The sequence below is a fragment of the Rhodococcus sp. MSC1_016 genome (assembly GCF_023667485.2).
Taxonomy (GTDB): Bacteria; Actinomycetota; Actinomycetes; order Mycobacteriales; family Mycobacteriaceae; genus Rhodococcus_F; species Rhodococcus_F oxybenzonivorans.
Genome location: NZ_JAMOZI020000001.1, coordinates 2,377,309 through 2,391,844, shown reverse-complemented (window position 1 = coordinate 2,391,844; position 14,536 = coordinate 2,377,309). Strand labels below are relative to the sequence as shown.

Here is a 14,536-nt window from a genome sequence, read left to right as displayed (position 1 = left end):
GTTCGAAATCCTCTTCGGGAATCGTCGATTCCACTGGTCTAGATGGACGGCTCAAAGGTGAATGTCACGACAGGTATGAGCGTGTTTACCCTCGGTTCAGATCGGGGTGGTTGGTCAGGTGAGATCAGACAAGTTCGAATTGCTCCTGATATCCACCGGCAGCGGCCTTCTCGAGGATTTCGAGGTATACCGAAAGACCGCCGGGATACATGAGCATTTCGACGGTTTTGCCGGGTACGTTGGCGCCCATGTACCATGACTTGGCCAGCGGGAAGAGGGTGGCCGAGGTGAGATCTGCGATATGCGCACCCCAATATTGCTGGGCTTCCGGCTTGGCCTCGATGCGGGTATAGCCGTTGTTCCGCATGTGCTCGACGATTTGGATCAGATGTTCGCCTTCAAGTTCGGCGCATGTCGGACCATTGCAGAATGCGTTCGGGCTCTGGGGCCCGTAGACGTACAGAAGATTCGGGAAGCCTACTGTCGCCTTGCCCAGCGCTGTCCGGCTGCCGCCGCGGAACACCTCCTCGAAGGTCTCATTGCTGGTGCCGCGAATATCGATGGCAGTCAAACCTCCGGTGACCGAGTCGAAGCCGGTGGCCAGCACGATGACATCGACTTCGTGTCGGGTTCCGTCCGCGGTGACGATGGCGTCACTGGTGACCTCCCGGATCGGATTGGCAGAGGAATCGACGAGCTCGACATCGTCACGGCACAGGCTCTCGAAGTAGTTCTGCTCCAGGGAGACACGCTTGACGCCCCACGGATGGATCGGCTCGGTCGGTGCAAGCAGTTCCACCAGCTCGGGTCTGGTGATACGTTGACGTGTCTTGTCCCGCCAGAACGCATACAGGATGTCGTTGTCGTCCTTGTCGAACAGGACATTCAGGAAGCCACCCAGCCAGGGCTGCAACCCACCGTTGGTCCAGAGCTCCTCGAGTATTTCGTTGCGACGTTCCTCGCTCAGATCCTGGAGGTTCTCTTTGAGGAAGTCATAATCGAAACCGGCCCAGGTGTTCTTGCGGTTGGCGAATCGCTCCGGGTAGGTCTTCTTCATCTCGGCATTGTCCGCCTCAGTGAGCGCTCGCTGATTCATCGGAAGCGCGGTGTTGGGGGTGCGCTGGAACACCGTCAGATGATCTGCGACCTTCGAGGCCTCCTGGATTACCTGGATGCCGCTGGCTCCGGTGCCGATGACGGCGACCCGCTTGCCCGCAAGGTCGTAGCCCTCCAGTGGCCAGCGTGCTGTGTGGAAGTAGTCGCCCCCGAACTTCTCGAGGCCAGGGAGGTTGGGGAAGAGGGGCTTGGAGCCGGCACCGAGACACATGATCACGAACCGCGCCTGGGTGGTGAATTCCTCACCGGTGCGCTCGTTGCGGGAGACCAATGTCCACTTATGGGTTTCTTCATCGAACCGGCCTGCCAGGACACGGGTCTCGTAGCGGACGTCTTTGCTCAGGTCGAGCTTCTCGTCGACGTATTCGAAGTAGCGCACCAGCTCGTCACGACCGGGGTACATCTCGCTCCAGTTCCAGTCGCGCCAGAGCTCTTCACGCGAGAACTGGTAGACCGGCGCCCAGGTATCGACGCGTGCACCTGGATAGGAATTCCAATGCCAGACGCCGCCGAGTCCGGTGCCGGCCTCGTAGATCTTGACGTTGTAGCCGAGGGTGCGCAGCCGGTCGAGCTGGTAGACGCCGGAGAAGCCGCCGCCGATGACGAGGACGTCGAGTTCCTCGAGGAGTGTGGTGTTCACGGGAGTTTCCTTTCGGAAGGGGTACGAGGGAGATGGGGGAGTGCGATCAGACAGCCTTGTCAGAGGTCAGAGTGTCTCGGATTCGGTCACGCAGGACGAACTTTTGGATCTTGCCTGTCGCCGTCCGCGGTAGTTGTTCGACGACTTCGAGCCGCTCGGGCAGCTTCTGGGTAGCCATCCGATGTTCGCGCAGGAACGACGTGAGCTCGTCCAGGGCAGGTGGATGCGCCTGGTCGCTCGGTACCACATAGGCGCAGATGCGTTCGACCATGATCGGGTCGGGCATGCCGATCACCGCGATATCGGCAATACCGGGATATTCGAAGAGCAGGTCTTCGATCTCCTTGGCGGAAATGTTCTCCCCGCCCCGGACGATGATGTCCTTACGCCGGCCGGTGATCTGGATGTAACCGTCCTCGTCGATCACCGCCAGATCACCGGTCCGAAACCAGCCATCCGGGGTGAAGGCATCCGAATTGAGTGTCGAATCGAGGTATCCGGTGAACAGGTCAGGGCCGCGAACCTGCAGGTCGCCGACCGCGCCCGGGGGGACCGGAGTGTCGTGCTCATCGACAGTCCTCGCTTCTGCGGACCCGATGGGACGCCCGTCGGTGGCGGCGCGCTTGTCCAGCGGATCGCTCGCGTTTCCGCCGGACAGAGTCGGGAATTCGGTCGATCCGTAGATGCGGGTCGCGGTGCAGCCCAGCTGCTCCTCGGCCTGCCGGATCAGTTCGGGGGGTACGTCGGCGCCACCGCAACCAAAAACCCGCAGGGTGATGTCGTACTCGGCGCGATCCGGGTGGTGTACCAGCCCGTGCAAGAAGGGTGTGGCACCGACGACGAACGTGCAGCGTCGGCGTTGCAGCAACTCCAGGCCGGCGCCGGGGTCCCAGATATCTTGGAACACGACATGGCTGCCGAGCATGAACGGCAACTGCAGTCCGTACAGAATGCCGGTGATGTGACCGACCGGTGAGGGCATGTACACGATGTCCTCGCCGGTCAGATCGAAGAGTTCGATGATGCTCCGGTTCTCGTAATCCAGGCTTTCGTGGGTGTGCAGAGCACCCTTCGGATCGGAGGTGGTTCCGGATGTGTACAGAAGCAATGCGATATCGGTGCTGGCGTGCTCGACGGGGTTGTCGAGTGGAGTTGCGCCCGAGAGGATTTGGTCGAACTCGTTGTCGGAACCGCGAACGGTGATCACATGCTCGAGGTCGGGGAGCGTGGGCGCCAGCTCGTCGAACATCCCGCGGTGGTCGAAGGTGCGGAACATGCCGGGCACAAACGCGATACGCGCTCGCGATTGCTTCAGAATGAACTGCACTTCGCGATGTCGATAGATCGGGATGATCGGGGTGGAGACCGCGCCGATCCGCAGCGCACCGTGATGTACGACGATCGCTTCGAGCCAGTTCGGCAACTGCCAGACCACCGAGTCGCCCGGCCGGATCCCACGCTCGAGTAGCACGCCGGCCAACCGGCGGATCATGGCGTCGAGTTCGGCATAACTGACCTGACGATCGCCATCGACCACAGCCAGCCGATCAGGGTGATGGTGTGCACACTCGGCCAAAGCAGAATCGATCGTGCTGCGGCTCCACTCGCCGCTGGTGAGGTAGCGGTCGCGGCGCGCGGAATCGGTGTGAGTTGCGGTGATCATCGGTCGACTCCGTCGGTCAGGCGCCGCGAACCGATGAGTGCGTGGAGTTCGTGCTCGTCCCCATACCAGGTCCGCAGGGCGAGGACGCGGCGGTAGTACCAGTGTAGGTCGTATTCGGTGGTGAAGCCGATCCCGCCATGCAACTGCAAGGCGTCCTCGACCACCTGTCGTCCGGCGCCGGCGGCATAGGCCTTGGCCGTCCACGTTGCCATCTCGATGTCGAAATCAACGTCAGCAGAGGCAATATCGGAAACCGTTGCCTCGCAGAGCGCCTCCATCGAGATGGTCGCCTGCGCCATCGACGCCGCAATGTGTTTCACGGCTTGGAACGATCCGACGGGCTTGCCGAATTGCTGACGTTGCGCGACGTACTCGACGGTTTTCTCGAGCATACGGCGGGCGATACCACTGATTTCGCAGGCGGTGAGAAGCCGGAACCATGCCCGGATCTGTCGTAGGAGTGTGGCCGCTTCGATTCCGGTGGCGAGGATCTCGGCGTCGGCGACAGTTCGCGATGCGATCTCCAAGCGCACGTAATGCGATGTGGGATCAGAACTGCTGATCGGCGTGAGCGTCAGCGCCGGGTCACTGCCCGGTAGGAGCAGCAGCGCCGGTCCGTCCGGGCCGTCGACTGCCAGTACCAGCGAATCGGCCTCGGCGCCAAAGCGTACGAGTTCGATCGTTCCCTGGATCTGCCCCGATTCCATGTGCACGTAACCGATCGAGGAGGCCCAGTCGAGGGTGACGGCAGGGTCGGCGAAGGCGACGAGCGAACCTTCGGGAATGTCGAGGTACGCCGGCAGGATCAGTTGCTCGACCAGGGGGCCGGGTACGAGCCGATCACCGACCAAGGCGATCAGACCGGCGACCGCGGTCAGGTCGATGCCTAGACCACCGCGGTTTTCGGGGCGGGTCAGCTCGAACCAGCCGAGGTCGTCGAGTTCGGCGATCAGATCCGGGTCCCAGCCGCCGCCGCTGAGCAGGGCATGACGGTAGTCGGATGTGACACGGCGGTCGAAGAATTCGCGGATAGGGGTGACGAGGTCCACGTCAGGTGCGGTGAGACTCATCATCAGCTCCTGGGTAGGCCGAGCAGCCGCTCGGCAACGATGTTGCGTTGGATCTGGGATGTACCGCCGTAGATTGATGCGGCACGCGAGAAGTAGTGATCGTGAATCAACTGTGCGGCGTTCAGGCCGAGAGGTTGTGATTCGGCGTCGAGGCGGAACGGTCCGAGAAGATCGGCGAGGGCGCGACCGACCACCTGCTCTGCGTCGTTGAGGACGAGCTTGTCGAGCGAGTCGAGGGGATGTGGTCCCTCTTCGTCGATCAGGCGTTGCACAGTTCGGCGGATCTGGGCGTCCAACACCCGCAGCGCCACGTGTGACTCTCCGATGGCGGTGCTGATCCGACGATTGGTCGCCGATTCCGGGGAGGTGCCTCGTAGTCCGTCGATCGTCTTCTCGACACCCCAGCCGATCTCCACCTGTCGGCGCATTGCATAGTTGCCTCGTTCCTGAGACAGGGTGTCGAGGGCAATTCGCCAGCCGTCGTTTTCTTTGCCGACCAGGTTGCCGACCGGGACTTCGACGTTGTCGAAGAAGACTTCGCAGAATTCGGCATCGCCTGTCATCTGGACGAGTGGACGGACGGTGATTCCGGGGGAACTCATGTCGACGATGAGGTAGGAGATGCCGGCGTGCTTGGGATCGGCGTCGGGGTCGGTGCGGCACAGCAGTGCGCACCAATTGGCCTGATTACCCCAACTGGTCCAGACCTTCTGTCCGTTGACGATGTACTTGTCCCCGTGGCGAAGAGCGCGGGTCCGCAGTGATGCGAGGTCGGAGCCGGCGGAAGGTTCGGAGAACCCCTGACACCAGATGTCTTCACCGGCGAGCAGCGGTGGCAGAAAACGGGAGCGCTGCTCGGGCGAACCGTACCGGTGGATCGAGGGGCCGACCACATCGAGGCCGATCAACCCGATCGGGGCGGGTGCATGAGCGCGCGCCAGCTCCTCGGAAAAGACTTGCTGGTGGCGCGCGGTGAGGCCACGTCCGCCGGCTTCCCGTGACCATCCCAGCCCCGTCCAGCCGGCATCGAATAGTGTGCGTTGCCATCGACGAAGGACGTTGAACCGTTCCTCCAGCTCCAACGGCACGGTGGGGATCTCTGCTTCGGCGAGCCACCTCCGAGCCTGGCGCCGCAGATCGGCGATCTCGGTGATCTGCTCGACCGGCACAGGTGAAACAGCATTCATCTCATGCTCCCGTGTAGGCCGGTGCGCGATGCTCGAAGAATGCTGCTACGGCCTCTTTGGCGTCTGAGTAGGCGGACAACTCGCCGGAAAGACCCTGCTCGAACTCGTAGCCGCCCTTGAGGTCCTGGTATTCGATCGCATTGAGGCTGCGCTTGGCGAACCGCAACGTGACCGGGGAGTGCCGAACCATTTTGGCCGCCACGTCGTAGGCTACATCGAGTAGCTGATCGGGATCGACGACTTTCAAGACGCCGCCCTGCTGGGCGAGTTCCTCGGCAGACAGCGATTCGCCGGTGAGGTGCAGGTAGCGGACCAACTGCTGCGGTACCAGGCGTGAGGCATGTTTGGCGCCGCCCATCACACCGACGTTGACCTCGGGAAGCGTGAAGGTGGCGCCCTTGGCTGCGACGACCAGATCACACGACGCTGCGAGGGCCAGTCCGGTGCCCACGGCCACTCCGTGGACAGCCGCGATCACCGGCAACGGGCAATCGTAGATCGACCAGAACGCTTCACGGACCGCAAGCATGCGCTCACCGGCGTTTTCCGGCGTCATCGTCTGGAATTCGGTGAGATCGTTGCCGCCGCAGAAGTGCTTGCCGGCGCCGGTCAAGACGATCGCCCGAGCCTCGGGGAGGTACTCCTCCGTGTGGGTGAAGAACCACTTGATCTCTGCGTACATCTCCCGGGTGACCGCGTTGACCGGTGGGCGGGTAAGCCAGACCGTGCCTATCTTCTGATCGGTCTGGCATTGCAGAAATTGCAGATCCTTCATCAAAGTTCCTTTGTTCGAACGGGTGTAAGCAGAAGCTGTGACCGGCCGGGTGCGGATGGTCACCTCCATGAGGCGGCATGTCCCTGATCCCTAGTGGTTTACTTCACAACCTGATGTGCTTCTACTCACATTAGTAGGCTCCTCTCCGTAGATATGTCAATAGCTCGTATCTGAAGATGTGGAACTGATCGGGTCCAGGAAGTTCAGAGGATGCATCATTGAACTTTCGTGCATTCGCGAACGTATGACCTGGTAGGGGCCCGGAAAAAGCCGAGTAGGGTGGGTGACTCCTCGTGAGTGAACCGCGGCAGCGCGAGGTGTGCCTCGCTGCGTGTTAAGCCGAGAATGTCATGCGAACGTATCTTCTGTTGAATCGAGCAGGTAGCATCGAATCAAGGAAGTTTGTCCATGGCTCTTATCGTAAAATGTGCGTACAGTACGGACTGCGGCCGTAGTGGAGACCTCACCTACGCTCGGGCGCAGTGCGCCTGCGCCGCCCCGCGTGGGAAGGGGGCATTGCGTCCGATCGGCTCTCGAACGGCGGCAGTGCGGGATACTGCGGTGGACCGTCCGCCGCATCCCATAGGGGCGTCGAGGAGGAAAAGGGTGTCGTGACCGCATCGCAAATTGTGAAGGTGTCCACCGCCTCGCGCCGGCGACCCCGTGACCGGCGTGCGCAGATACTCCACAACGCCAGTGAATTGTTCACGAAATACGGGTTTCACGCCGTGCGGATGGAAGACATCGCTGAGGCAACCGACGTCACCGCACGGGCGATCTACCGGCACTTCGCCAACAAGCAGGATCTACTGTCGCAGGTGGTCCTCGAAGACCAGGACCGACTGCTCATGGCAGCCCAATCCGTCGAGAGCTCCGAATCCGGCGGCTGCAGCTTGGAGCAGTTGTTGACGTTGATGGTCGAGGCATCACTGGAGAGCCTTCGACTCGGCCCCCTATGGCAGCGAGAAGCACGGCACCTCACCGCCGATGACTTCGAGCGAGTGCGCGAGGGTACTCGTCGCGTCGGAGGCGCGGTGCGAAGGGCCATTGAAAAGGCCGATCCCTCCAAGAGCAGATTCGGTGCCGACGTACGCGCGTGGATGGCAGTGAGCATCATCACCAGCCCAGGGCACTACGACCGTTCGCTGTCACAGCGTCGCCTGTCCCCACTGCTGGTGTCTGCTGCGTTGGCAGCCATCAATACCCCCGAATGCGGTTCAGCGTCGCCCGATTCCGGCGATGCGCCAGCGGCGGAGGCTCCAGTCGCACATGAACGGCCAGGTACTTCACGTCGCGAACAGATCATCGCAGCAGCGGCGCGCGCGTTCCGGGAGCGCGGTTTCGGTGGAGTCAGCCTCGACGAGTTCGGCATCGCAGGCCCTGCCGTCTACAGGTACTTCGACAGCAAGGCAGACATCCTCTCCGCCTTGATCATTCGAGTACAGGAATGGATGGCCCTGGAAAGCTCCAGGGCGATGCATCACAGCGCCTCGGATGAACAGGTCATCGAAGGCCTCGTGAGAGGTTATGTGCGTATCGCAACCGAAGCAACGGATCTGCTCGCCGTTTCGGTTACCGAAGCCCTCAACCTCCCCGCCAGTGCTGCCGAGCGTAATCGGCGAGTCCGCCAGGACGACCTCGCCGAATGGGTCAAATGGCTACGAATCTCGCGTTCAGAAGTCACCGAGGCCGACGCACTCGCGCTGGTGAATGCGGTTCGCACGGCACTCAACGATCTTGTCCGTATTCCGCACCTCTCACGACACGCCGAGTTCCCCGAAGAGCTTGTTGCGTGCTCGCTGAATGCTCTTCTGAATACCCCGATGCCATCGGCACGATCGGGTCGGCGGCGTGATGAATAACCATGGTTGGCTAGAGAGCGGTGCCCGAGAGTCCGCTGCACCAGGGCCCCGAAAACGACTCAGGCCGTTGGCGAGCTGAGTAGCGGCATACTGTGCCGACATGGATTGCGAGCCGAGTCGGTCGAAGGCGAACCACGGGCACCGACGTGGGCGAGTGCCGCTCCGAGGTCAGTGTGTCCGGCGGCTCGTCCGTGGTAAGGCCTTTGCCGCACACGTGCTCCGCGGCACCGAGTTCGAAGCCTCCCCGCGAAGACCGCCACTCGCCCCCACGCCAGTTGTTCGATCGGCCCGGAACCGGGCTTGTCGGGGACTGACAGCCCGTAACCGGCTAACCTGCGCAGATGAGGTTCTTGGTCGGCTGCTCCTACGTCAGTGTGTTGTGTGCCTTACTGATCGGAGTGTGGGTGCTTCCCCAGCTGTTGACGAAGGGATATATCGATGTAGGCGGTTCCCCGGCCTTCGAGCCGTTGTTCATCTATCCAGGGGTGGTCGGGTTTGTCGTCTGCATCATGGCCGCTGCGACTTCGTTGGTCCTGATTGGACGCCGCAGACTTACCTCGGTCGGTCAACGCCTGATCGCGGCTGGCCAGGTGTTCACAGTCACGTTGTTCGCCGCATGCATTGCGTCGTTGTGGCTGCCATCGGCGACTGGATGGGAACTACTCGCACTGCCCGGAGCATTGCTGATCGGTCAGACCGCGGTGGGGGCCGGCTTGGTGTTTTCGAGATCGCTGAGGGGCACCTGATGAACGGGATGCTGTGAGCGCTTGCTTGCCGCGACTGGGCACGCACTTCGTGGTGGATAATCGCCTCGGCGAGCCGCACGTCGACGGGTGCGGCGCAGCCGCAACACGCCCTTGCCCTCCGCAGATAGGGCGATCCCGCCGTGACCACCGCAACCGGGAGATCGTTGGACGTGCCATGACCTCACGGTATGAAGCGAGGGTGCTAGCGTCGGCTTCCTTACTCGGGAACCAGGAGCGCTCCGCCATGAAGTACACCGTCTCGATCGAGATCGCCCTGCCTCTGGAGACAGTGGTACAGCTGCTCGCCGACTCGGCACACCTGCCGAAGTGGCTGCGGGGTCTGGTGCTGCACGAGCCGCTGAGTGGGGTGCACGGGCAGGTCGGTACCAGATCGCGAGTCGTGATGCAGATGGGGAAGCACAAGTTCGAGGGCACCGAGACCATCACGCGTCGGGAACCGGCAGACCTGCGCGGGATCCCGAAAGGGAGCGTCGTTCACTTCGACCGCGAGATCGTCGGCGAGGGCATGTGGAGTGCCGTGCGCGACCGGCTGACCGAAGCGGGTCCGGAGATCACGCTCTGGGTGAGCGAGAGCGAATACCGGTTCGACGGCTTGCTGATGCGCCTGGTGGGGCTCCTGATGCCCGGCTCCTTTTGCAAGCAGTCGCTACAGCACATGCAGGACTTCAAGGCGTTCGCCGAGCAGGGAAAGGACGTCCGCGAAGCGAAGGACTGATCTACGAGCAGCTCTCCCGAAGAGTAGGAGCAGCCGGACGTGACCTCATGAGGCACCGCAAGGGGTCCGCTTTCGGAAACCGCTCGGAAGCTCGAGGTTCCGATTCGGGCGATCGGGCTGGGCGAGCGCGGTGGGGACGAGTTGCGGGTCGCCGCGGCCGAGCTGGTACTTTGTGTGCAGTGCTTACCATAAGTCGTCTGTGACCCAGACCCTTAGCGTTGATTGTGTGCCGCGCCTTCGTGCGGTGGTGATTCCGTGTGCCTCGAGAGGGAACCCGTTGGCGGGTTCCCTCCTCCTGTCCTGCATTGGAATCGCCACTTGGAGCTCACTTGATCATTTCATCGACAACCATGTCCATGCCGCGTCGGCGGCGCCCGTTCGTCCTCCGCCGTGCTGAGCTGGAGATTCTGCGATGACCGCCGGTCCTGCGCCTCAGCGCCGTCAGGATCTGCGCGCCGACTGCGGAAGCTGTTTCGCCTTGTGCTGCACTGCGTTCGGGTTCTCGCGATCGGTCGATTTCGCCGAGGACAAGCCAGCCGGCACACCATGCCGGCACCTCGGTTCGGAGTTCTCCTGCACTGTCCACGCGGGACTCCGCTCACGGGGGTTCCGCGGCTGTACAGTTTTCGACTGTTTCGGCGCCGGCCAGGCCGTATCCCAGCGATTGTTCTCAGGGATCAGCTGGCGGGAGCGTCCGGATTTGCAGCAACGCATGTTTGCCGCCTTCAAGGTCATGAAGCAACTGCACGAGATGCTGTGGTACCTGCTCGAGGCGCAGGCGCGTACCTATGACCCGGACGCTGCACATGAAGCTCGCGAACTCGCCTCAGTCATCACCGCACTGACTCGTGGCGGACTGCCCGAGCTACTCACGGTCGATATGGATGCTCTGCATTCCGATGTCAGAGCAGTCCTCGTCGACACCAGTGAGGAAGTTCGAGCTTCCTACTTCGCCGAAAATGAACACCTGGACAAGGGCCTCGCTTCCGGGGCGGACCTTGTCGGCAAGAACCTGCGCGCACGCAGATTGTGCGGCGCGGACCTACGCGGAGCCTGCCTGATTGCCGCAGACCTGAGGGAAAGCGACCTCACCGCGGTTGATCTGCTCGGAGCGGATCTTCGTGATGCCAGGTTGGAGGGCGCCGATCTGTCGGCCGCGTTGTACGTCACCCAACCTCAAATCAACGCCGCCCGAGGTAGCGGCGAAACGCGTTTGCCTACCGGTATTTCTGCTCCCGCACACTGGCACAGTCAGTAGCCGGTCGGCCGACTACATCGTTCCGTCACAGACTATTCCGCCGGATAGAGGGATGTCGACCGTCGGCGTGCTTGCTACGGACACCGGTCACTTGACCGATCTGGCCGCCGGTGTGGCTCACGGCATGGCCATCCCTCTATCCGGCCTGTTCGACGCAACGAAGCTCGGCGGCCTTCGGCAAACCCTCGCGACGCGGTGTTCGACGAGCTTCCTGCACCGTGATGCACTCACACATCTGTCGACACGGATTCGGAGCACGCGGGGCGCACTGCAGAACCGTGATCGGTGCGAGCTACCGGTGGACGATCGTGGCACCGAGACGAAGACTGCCGGTGAGAAACTCGGCGACTCGGTCGGTATCGGTGGGCGTGCAGCTCACCAGTATCTTCACTTCTACGTCGCGTTTCATCGCGTCAACGGTGAGCGCGACTGCGGTGATGCCGGTGGTCGAGTCCGTACCACGGAAATTATCGCTGTCCATGTCCACTAGATGTGTCGCAGACGTGGGGCCCATCTGGATGCGCCGAGGGTGACGGTTACTTTGCTGAGTGGAAGTTCTTGCGCTGGTTGGCATTGAAGCGCGCTTTCTTCTGACGATTCCCGCACGTGTTCATGTCACACCATTTGCGGGTGCGACTTTGGCTAGTGTCGAAGAAGGCGGCTTGGCAGGTTGGCGATGCGCACAAGGCCAATTTTCCGTCTCGTTCGCCTGCGATGATGCTGATGGCGTCGGCGGCGATCACGCCTAGGGCATCTTCTACGCAGGAAGCCGAGCTAAGTCGCCATCGCCGATTGCCTTCGGGCGTCAGGATAGCCGCGGCTCGGCCCTGAATGCTGCAGTCATTGATGACTTGGACAGCAGGCGCAGGGAGAGGGTCGTGGATTGCGGCCGCTGTTGCTGCGGCGTGAATTGATTCCCTCAATGCGCGAGCGAGTTCGAGCTGGGCGGGGGTGCAGGCGTCCACGGCGAGGCCGTTCGCGGCCAACCAGTCGATGAGGCGGTGCGGCGTGGGAATGCGCTCGACAGCGTTGCCATGACGCTCCGACAGAGTCCCGGTGAAGCTTGTCGCCAGCACATTACCGAGGCGAAAGTCAGGAAATCCAGCACGCATGGAACCACCTTAGCTGGTTGCGTGCTGACCTGAGGGCGTGCTAGAACCGTCTTAGCCGGTTCCACGATGATCGGGAGGTCTCATGTCCCGTCCAACGAGCGACGTGCAAGCATTCGAAGCCCACGCAACTGACGCTGAACTCGACGATCTGCGCTCGCGATTAGCCGCGGCGCGGCTACCAGAGACTGAGACGGTCTACCGCGCTGCGCCCGACCCTCGCCGATGGGAACAGGGCGTACCTCTCGCCGACCTCGTCGATGTCGTGGATTACTGGCGCACCGGGTATAACTGGCGGTCGTTCGAAGCGCGCCTTAACGGGATCGGCCAGTTCCGCACGAGCATTGATGATCTGGGGATCCACTTCCTGCACCGCCGATCTGCGCGCGCGGATGCCACGCCTTTGATCTTGACGCACGGCTGGCCAGGCAGCATTGCCGAGTTCATTGATGTTGTAGACGAGCTGGCAGATCCGAAGAATCCTGGCGCGCCGGCGTTCCACGTCGTGGTCCCGTCGTTACCAGGATTCGGTTACAGCGACAAACCGGCCACCACCGGGTGGGGAACCGAAAAGATCGCGGCCGCATGGGTGGAGCTGATGGGAAGGCTCGGCTACGGCAGGTTCGTAGCCCACGGGGGCGACTGGGGAGGTGTGATCACGACCGTCCTCGGCGGCAGGTTCCCCGCGCACGTTCTAGGCATCCACACGACGACCGCGCAGGCACCGCCCGGGTTGACAACGGACGGGCTGACGGCGGACGAGCGCACATGGACCGAGGAAACCCGCGATTTCTGGCGCCACCACGCGGCCTACGCGAAGCAGCAGGCGACCCGACCGCAGACCATCGGGTACTCGCTCGTCGACTCACCAGTCGGACTTCTTGCCTGGATCCTTGACAAATTCGCGGAGTGGACAGACACCGAAGACAGCCCGTTCGAGACGATTTCGAGAGACAGTGTTCTTGACGACGTCACCCTGTATTGGCTGACACGGACCGGCGCATCGTCGGCCCGCATTTACTACGAAAGCCACAACTCGCTCGACCCCGAACTTCGGGTCGACGTCCCGTCAGCAATCAGTATGTATCCCCGCGACATCGAGAAGTGTCCGCGCCCTTGGGCGCAGGAGCGGTACCGACAGATCGTCCGATGGAGGTCGCCCGAAACCGGGGGACATTTTCCGTCGCTGGAGGTTCCCGCGTATTTCGTCAAGGATCTACAAGAAGGCCTCGCGGCAGTGCTGGCCGCTAATCGGTGAGGCGGCCGGTTGCCGGTGTGTGATGTGCGGGTGAACGCCCGCCTCGTCCGGCGGGCGTTCACGTTGGTCAGTTCAGGGTGGCGGTGTCGATGACGAACCGGTATCGGACGTCTGAGGCGAGGACCCGCTCGTAAGCCTCGTTGATCTGGTCGGCGGGGATCACTTCGATGTCGGATCCGATGCCGTGCTCGGCGCAGAAGTCGAGCATCTCCTGGGTCAGGGCGATGCCGCCGATCATCGACCCGGCGAAGTTGCGACGGCCGCCGATCAGCGACATCACGTTCAGGCTGAGCGGCTCGGCGGGGGCACCGACATTGACCAGGGAACCGTCGACGGCGAGGAGTCCGAGGTAGGCGTTGAGGTCGATGGCGGCGCTGACCGTGTTGACGATGAGGTCGAACCGACCGGCGAGCTGCTCGAAGGTGCTGGGGTCGGAGGTGGCGTAGTACGCGTCGGCGCCGAGGCGGAGTCCGTCCTCGTGCTTCTTCAGCGACTGGGACAGCACGGTAACCTCGGCGCCGAGGGCGTGGGCGATTTTGACGGCCATGTGCCCGAGCCCGCCGAGGCCGACGATGGCAACTTTCTTGCCGGGACCGGCACCCCAGCGGCGCAGCGGGGCGTAGGTGGTGATTCCGGCGCACAGCAGGGGAGCCGCGGCAGCCGGGTCCAAGCTTTCCGGGACGGACAGGACATAGTCGGCATTAACGACGACGTGGGTGGAGTAACCGCCCTGGGTGGTGGTGCCGTCACGGTCTACGCCGGCGTAGGTGGGGACCATGCCGTCGGTGCAGTACTGCTCGTCGCCGCCCTGGCAGTTGATGCACCGGCCGCAGGAGTTGACCATGCAGCCGACGCCCACACGGTCACCGATTTTGTGGCGTGTGACGTCGGCGCCGACCTCGGCGACGGTGCCGACGATTTCGTGGCCGGGCACGACCGGGAAGGGTTGCGGACCCCAGTCGCCGTTGACGGTGTGGATGTCGGAGTGACAGATGCCGGCGTACTGAATCTCGATGAGGACGTCGTGGGAGCCGACGTCGCGGCGCTCGATGGTCGTTGGAACCAGCGGCTGGCCCGCGGCGGGAGCGGCGTACGCGTGGACGCGCATGGCAAATC

Annotated in this window: 13 protein-coding genes and 1 pseudogene; 7 read left to right on the top strand and 7 right to left on the bottom strand. The window is 62.6% G+C overall.

What is annotated here, in order from left to right; translation table 11 throughout:
- Window positions 1-124 precede the first annotated feature (124 nt).
- Genes L1080_RS11145 through L1080_RS11125 form a run of 5 tightly spaced genes read right to left on the bottom strand, consistent with a single transcriptional unit; the run spans window position 125 to window position 6,451 of the window.
- Window positions 125-1,756, bottom strand: coding sequence for a flavin-containing monooxygenase (locus L1080_RS11145; RefSeq protein WP_213572187.1), 1,632 nt, complete (start codon window positions 1,754-1,756; stop codon window positions 125-127).
- A gap of 46 nt (window positions 1,757-1,802) precedes the next feature.
- Window positions 1,803-3,419, bottom strand: a complete 1,617-nt coding sequence (locus L1080_RS11140) for an AMP-binding protein (RefSeq protein WP_250768223.1) — start codon at window positions 3,417-3,419, stop codon at window positions 1,803-1,805.
- A complete protein-coding gene (locus L1080_RS11135) occupies window positions 3,416-4,489 on the bottom strand; it encodes an acyl-CoA dehydrogenase family protein (protein WP_250768220.1) in 1,074 nt (357 codons plus the stop codon). The genes L1080_RS11140 and L1080_RS11135 overlap by 4 nt, the downstream gene beginning before the upstream one ends.
- A 2-nt stretch (window positions 4,490-4,491) precedes the next feature.
- Window positions 4,492-5,658: an acyl-CoA dehydrogenase family protein gene (locus L1080_RS11130; protein ID WP_308202116.1), complete on the bottom strand. Its 1,167-nt coding sequence runs from the start codon at window positions 5,656-5,658 to the stop codon at window positions 4,492-4,494.
- Between the two features lie 19 nt (window positions 5,659-5,677).
- Window positions 5,678-6,451 carry an enoyl-CoA hydratase-related protein gene (locus L1080_RS11125; RefSeq protein ID WP_159922257.1) on the bottom strand — a complete coding sequence of 258 codons (774 nt, stop codon included), beginning with the start codon at window positions 6,449-6,451 and terminating at the stop codon, window positions 5,678-5,680.
- A gap of 482 nt (window positions 6,452-6,933) precedes the next feature.
- On the opposite strand from L1080_RS11125, the pseudogene L1080_RS11120 reads away from it, so the two are divergent.
- The 6 genes and pseudogenes from L1080_RS11120 to L1080_RS11095 all read left to right on the top strand — a co-directional run.
- A pseudogene (locus L1080_RS11120) lies at window positions 6,934-7,257 on the top strand (helix-turn-helix domain-containing protein); the annotation flags it as partial.
- A gap of 300 nt (window positions 7,258-7,557) precedes the next feature.
- Window positions 7,558-8,313 carry a TetR/AcrR family transcriptional regulator gene (locus L1080_RS11115; RefSeq protein ID WP_250768603.1) on the top strand — a complete coding sequence of 252 codons (756 nt, stop codon included), beginning with the start codon at window positions 7,558-7,560 and terminating at the stop codon, window positions 8,311-8,313.
- A 341-nt stretch (window positions 8,314-8,654) separates the two neighbouring features.
- Window positions 8,655-9,059 carry a hypothetical protein gene (locus L1080_RS11110; protein ID WP_159922261.1) on the top strand — a complete coding sequence of 135 codons (405 nt, stop codon included), beginning with the start codon at window positions 8,655-8,657 and terminating at the stop codon, window positions 9,057-9,059.
- Between the two features lie 244 nt (window positions 9,060-9,303).
- Window positions 9,304-9,795 carry an SRPBCC family protein gene (locus tag L1080_RS11105; RefSeq protein WP_250768214.1) on the top strand — a complete coding sequence of 164 codons (492 nt, stop codon included), beginning with the start codon at window positions 9,304-9,306 and terminating at the stop codon, window positions 9,793-9,795.
- A 733-nt stretch (window positions 9,796-10,528) separates the two neighbouring features.
- Window positions 10,529-11,053, top strand: a complete 525-nt coding sequence (locus tag L1080_RS11100; RefSeq protein ID WP_459030858.1) for a pentapeptide repeat-containing protein — start codon at window positions 10,529-10,531, stop codon at window positions 11,051-11,053.
- A 52-nt stretch (window positions 11,054-11,105) separates the two neighbouring features.
- Window positions 11,106-11,543 carry a hypothetical protein gene (locus L1080_RS11095; RefSeq protein ID WP_159922267.1) on the top strand — a complete coding sequence of 146 codons (438 nt, stop codon included), beginning with the start codon at window positions 11,106-11,108 and terminating at the stop codon, window positions 11,541-11,543.
- 46 nt (window positions 11,544-11,589) lie between these two features.
- On the opposite strand, the gene L1080_RS11090 is transcribed toward L1080_RS11095, so the two are convergent.
- Window positions 11,590-12,165 carry a CGNR zinc finger domain-containing protein gene (locus L1080_RS11090; protein WP_250768211.1) on the bottom strand — a complete coding sequence of 192 codons (576 nt, stop codon included), beginning with the start codon at window positions 12,163-12,165 and terminating at the stop codon, window positions 11,590-11,592.
- A gap of 82 nt (window positions 12,166-12,247) precedes the next feature.
- On the opposite strand from L1080_RS11090, the gene L1080_RS11085 reads away from it, so the two are divergent.
- Entirely contained in the window at window positions 12,248-13,420 is a 1,173-nt protein-coding gene (locus tag L1080_RS11085) for an epoxide hydrolase family protein (protein ID WP_250768209.1), read from the top strand.
- Between the two features lie 67 nt (window positions 13,421-13,487).
- On the opposite strand, the gene L1080_RS11080 is transcribed toward L1080_RS11085, so the two are convergent.
- On the bottom strand, window positions 13,488-14,528 hold the full coding sequence (locus L1080_RS11080) for an NAD(P)-dependent alcohol dehydrogenase (protein ID WP_250768207.1): 1,041 nt from the start codon (window positions 14,526-14,528) through the stop codon (window positions 13,488-13,490).
- Between the last annotated feature and the right edge of the window lie 8 nt (window positions 14,529-14,536).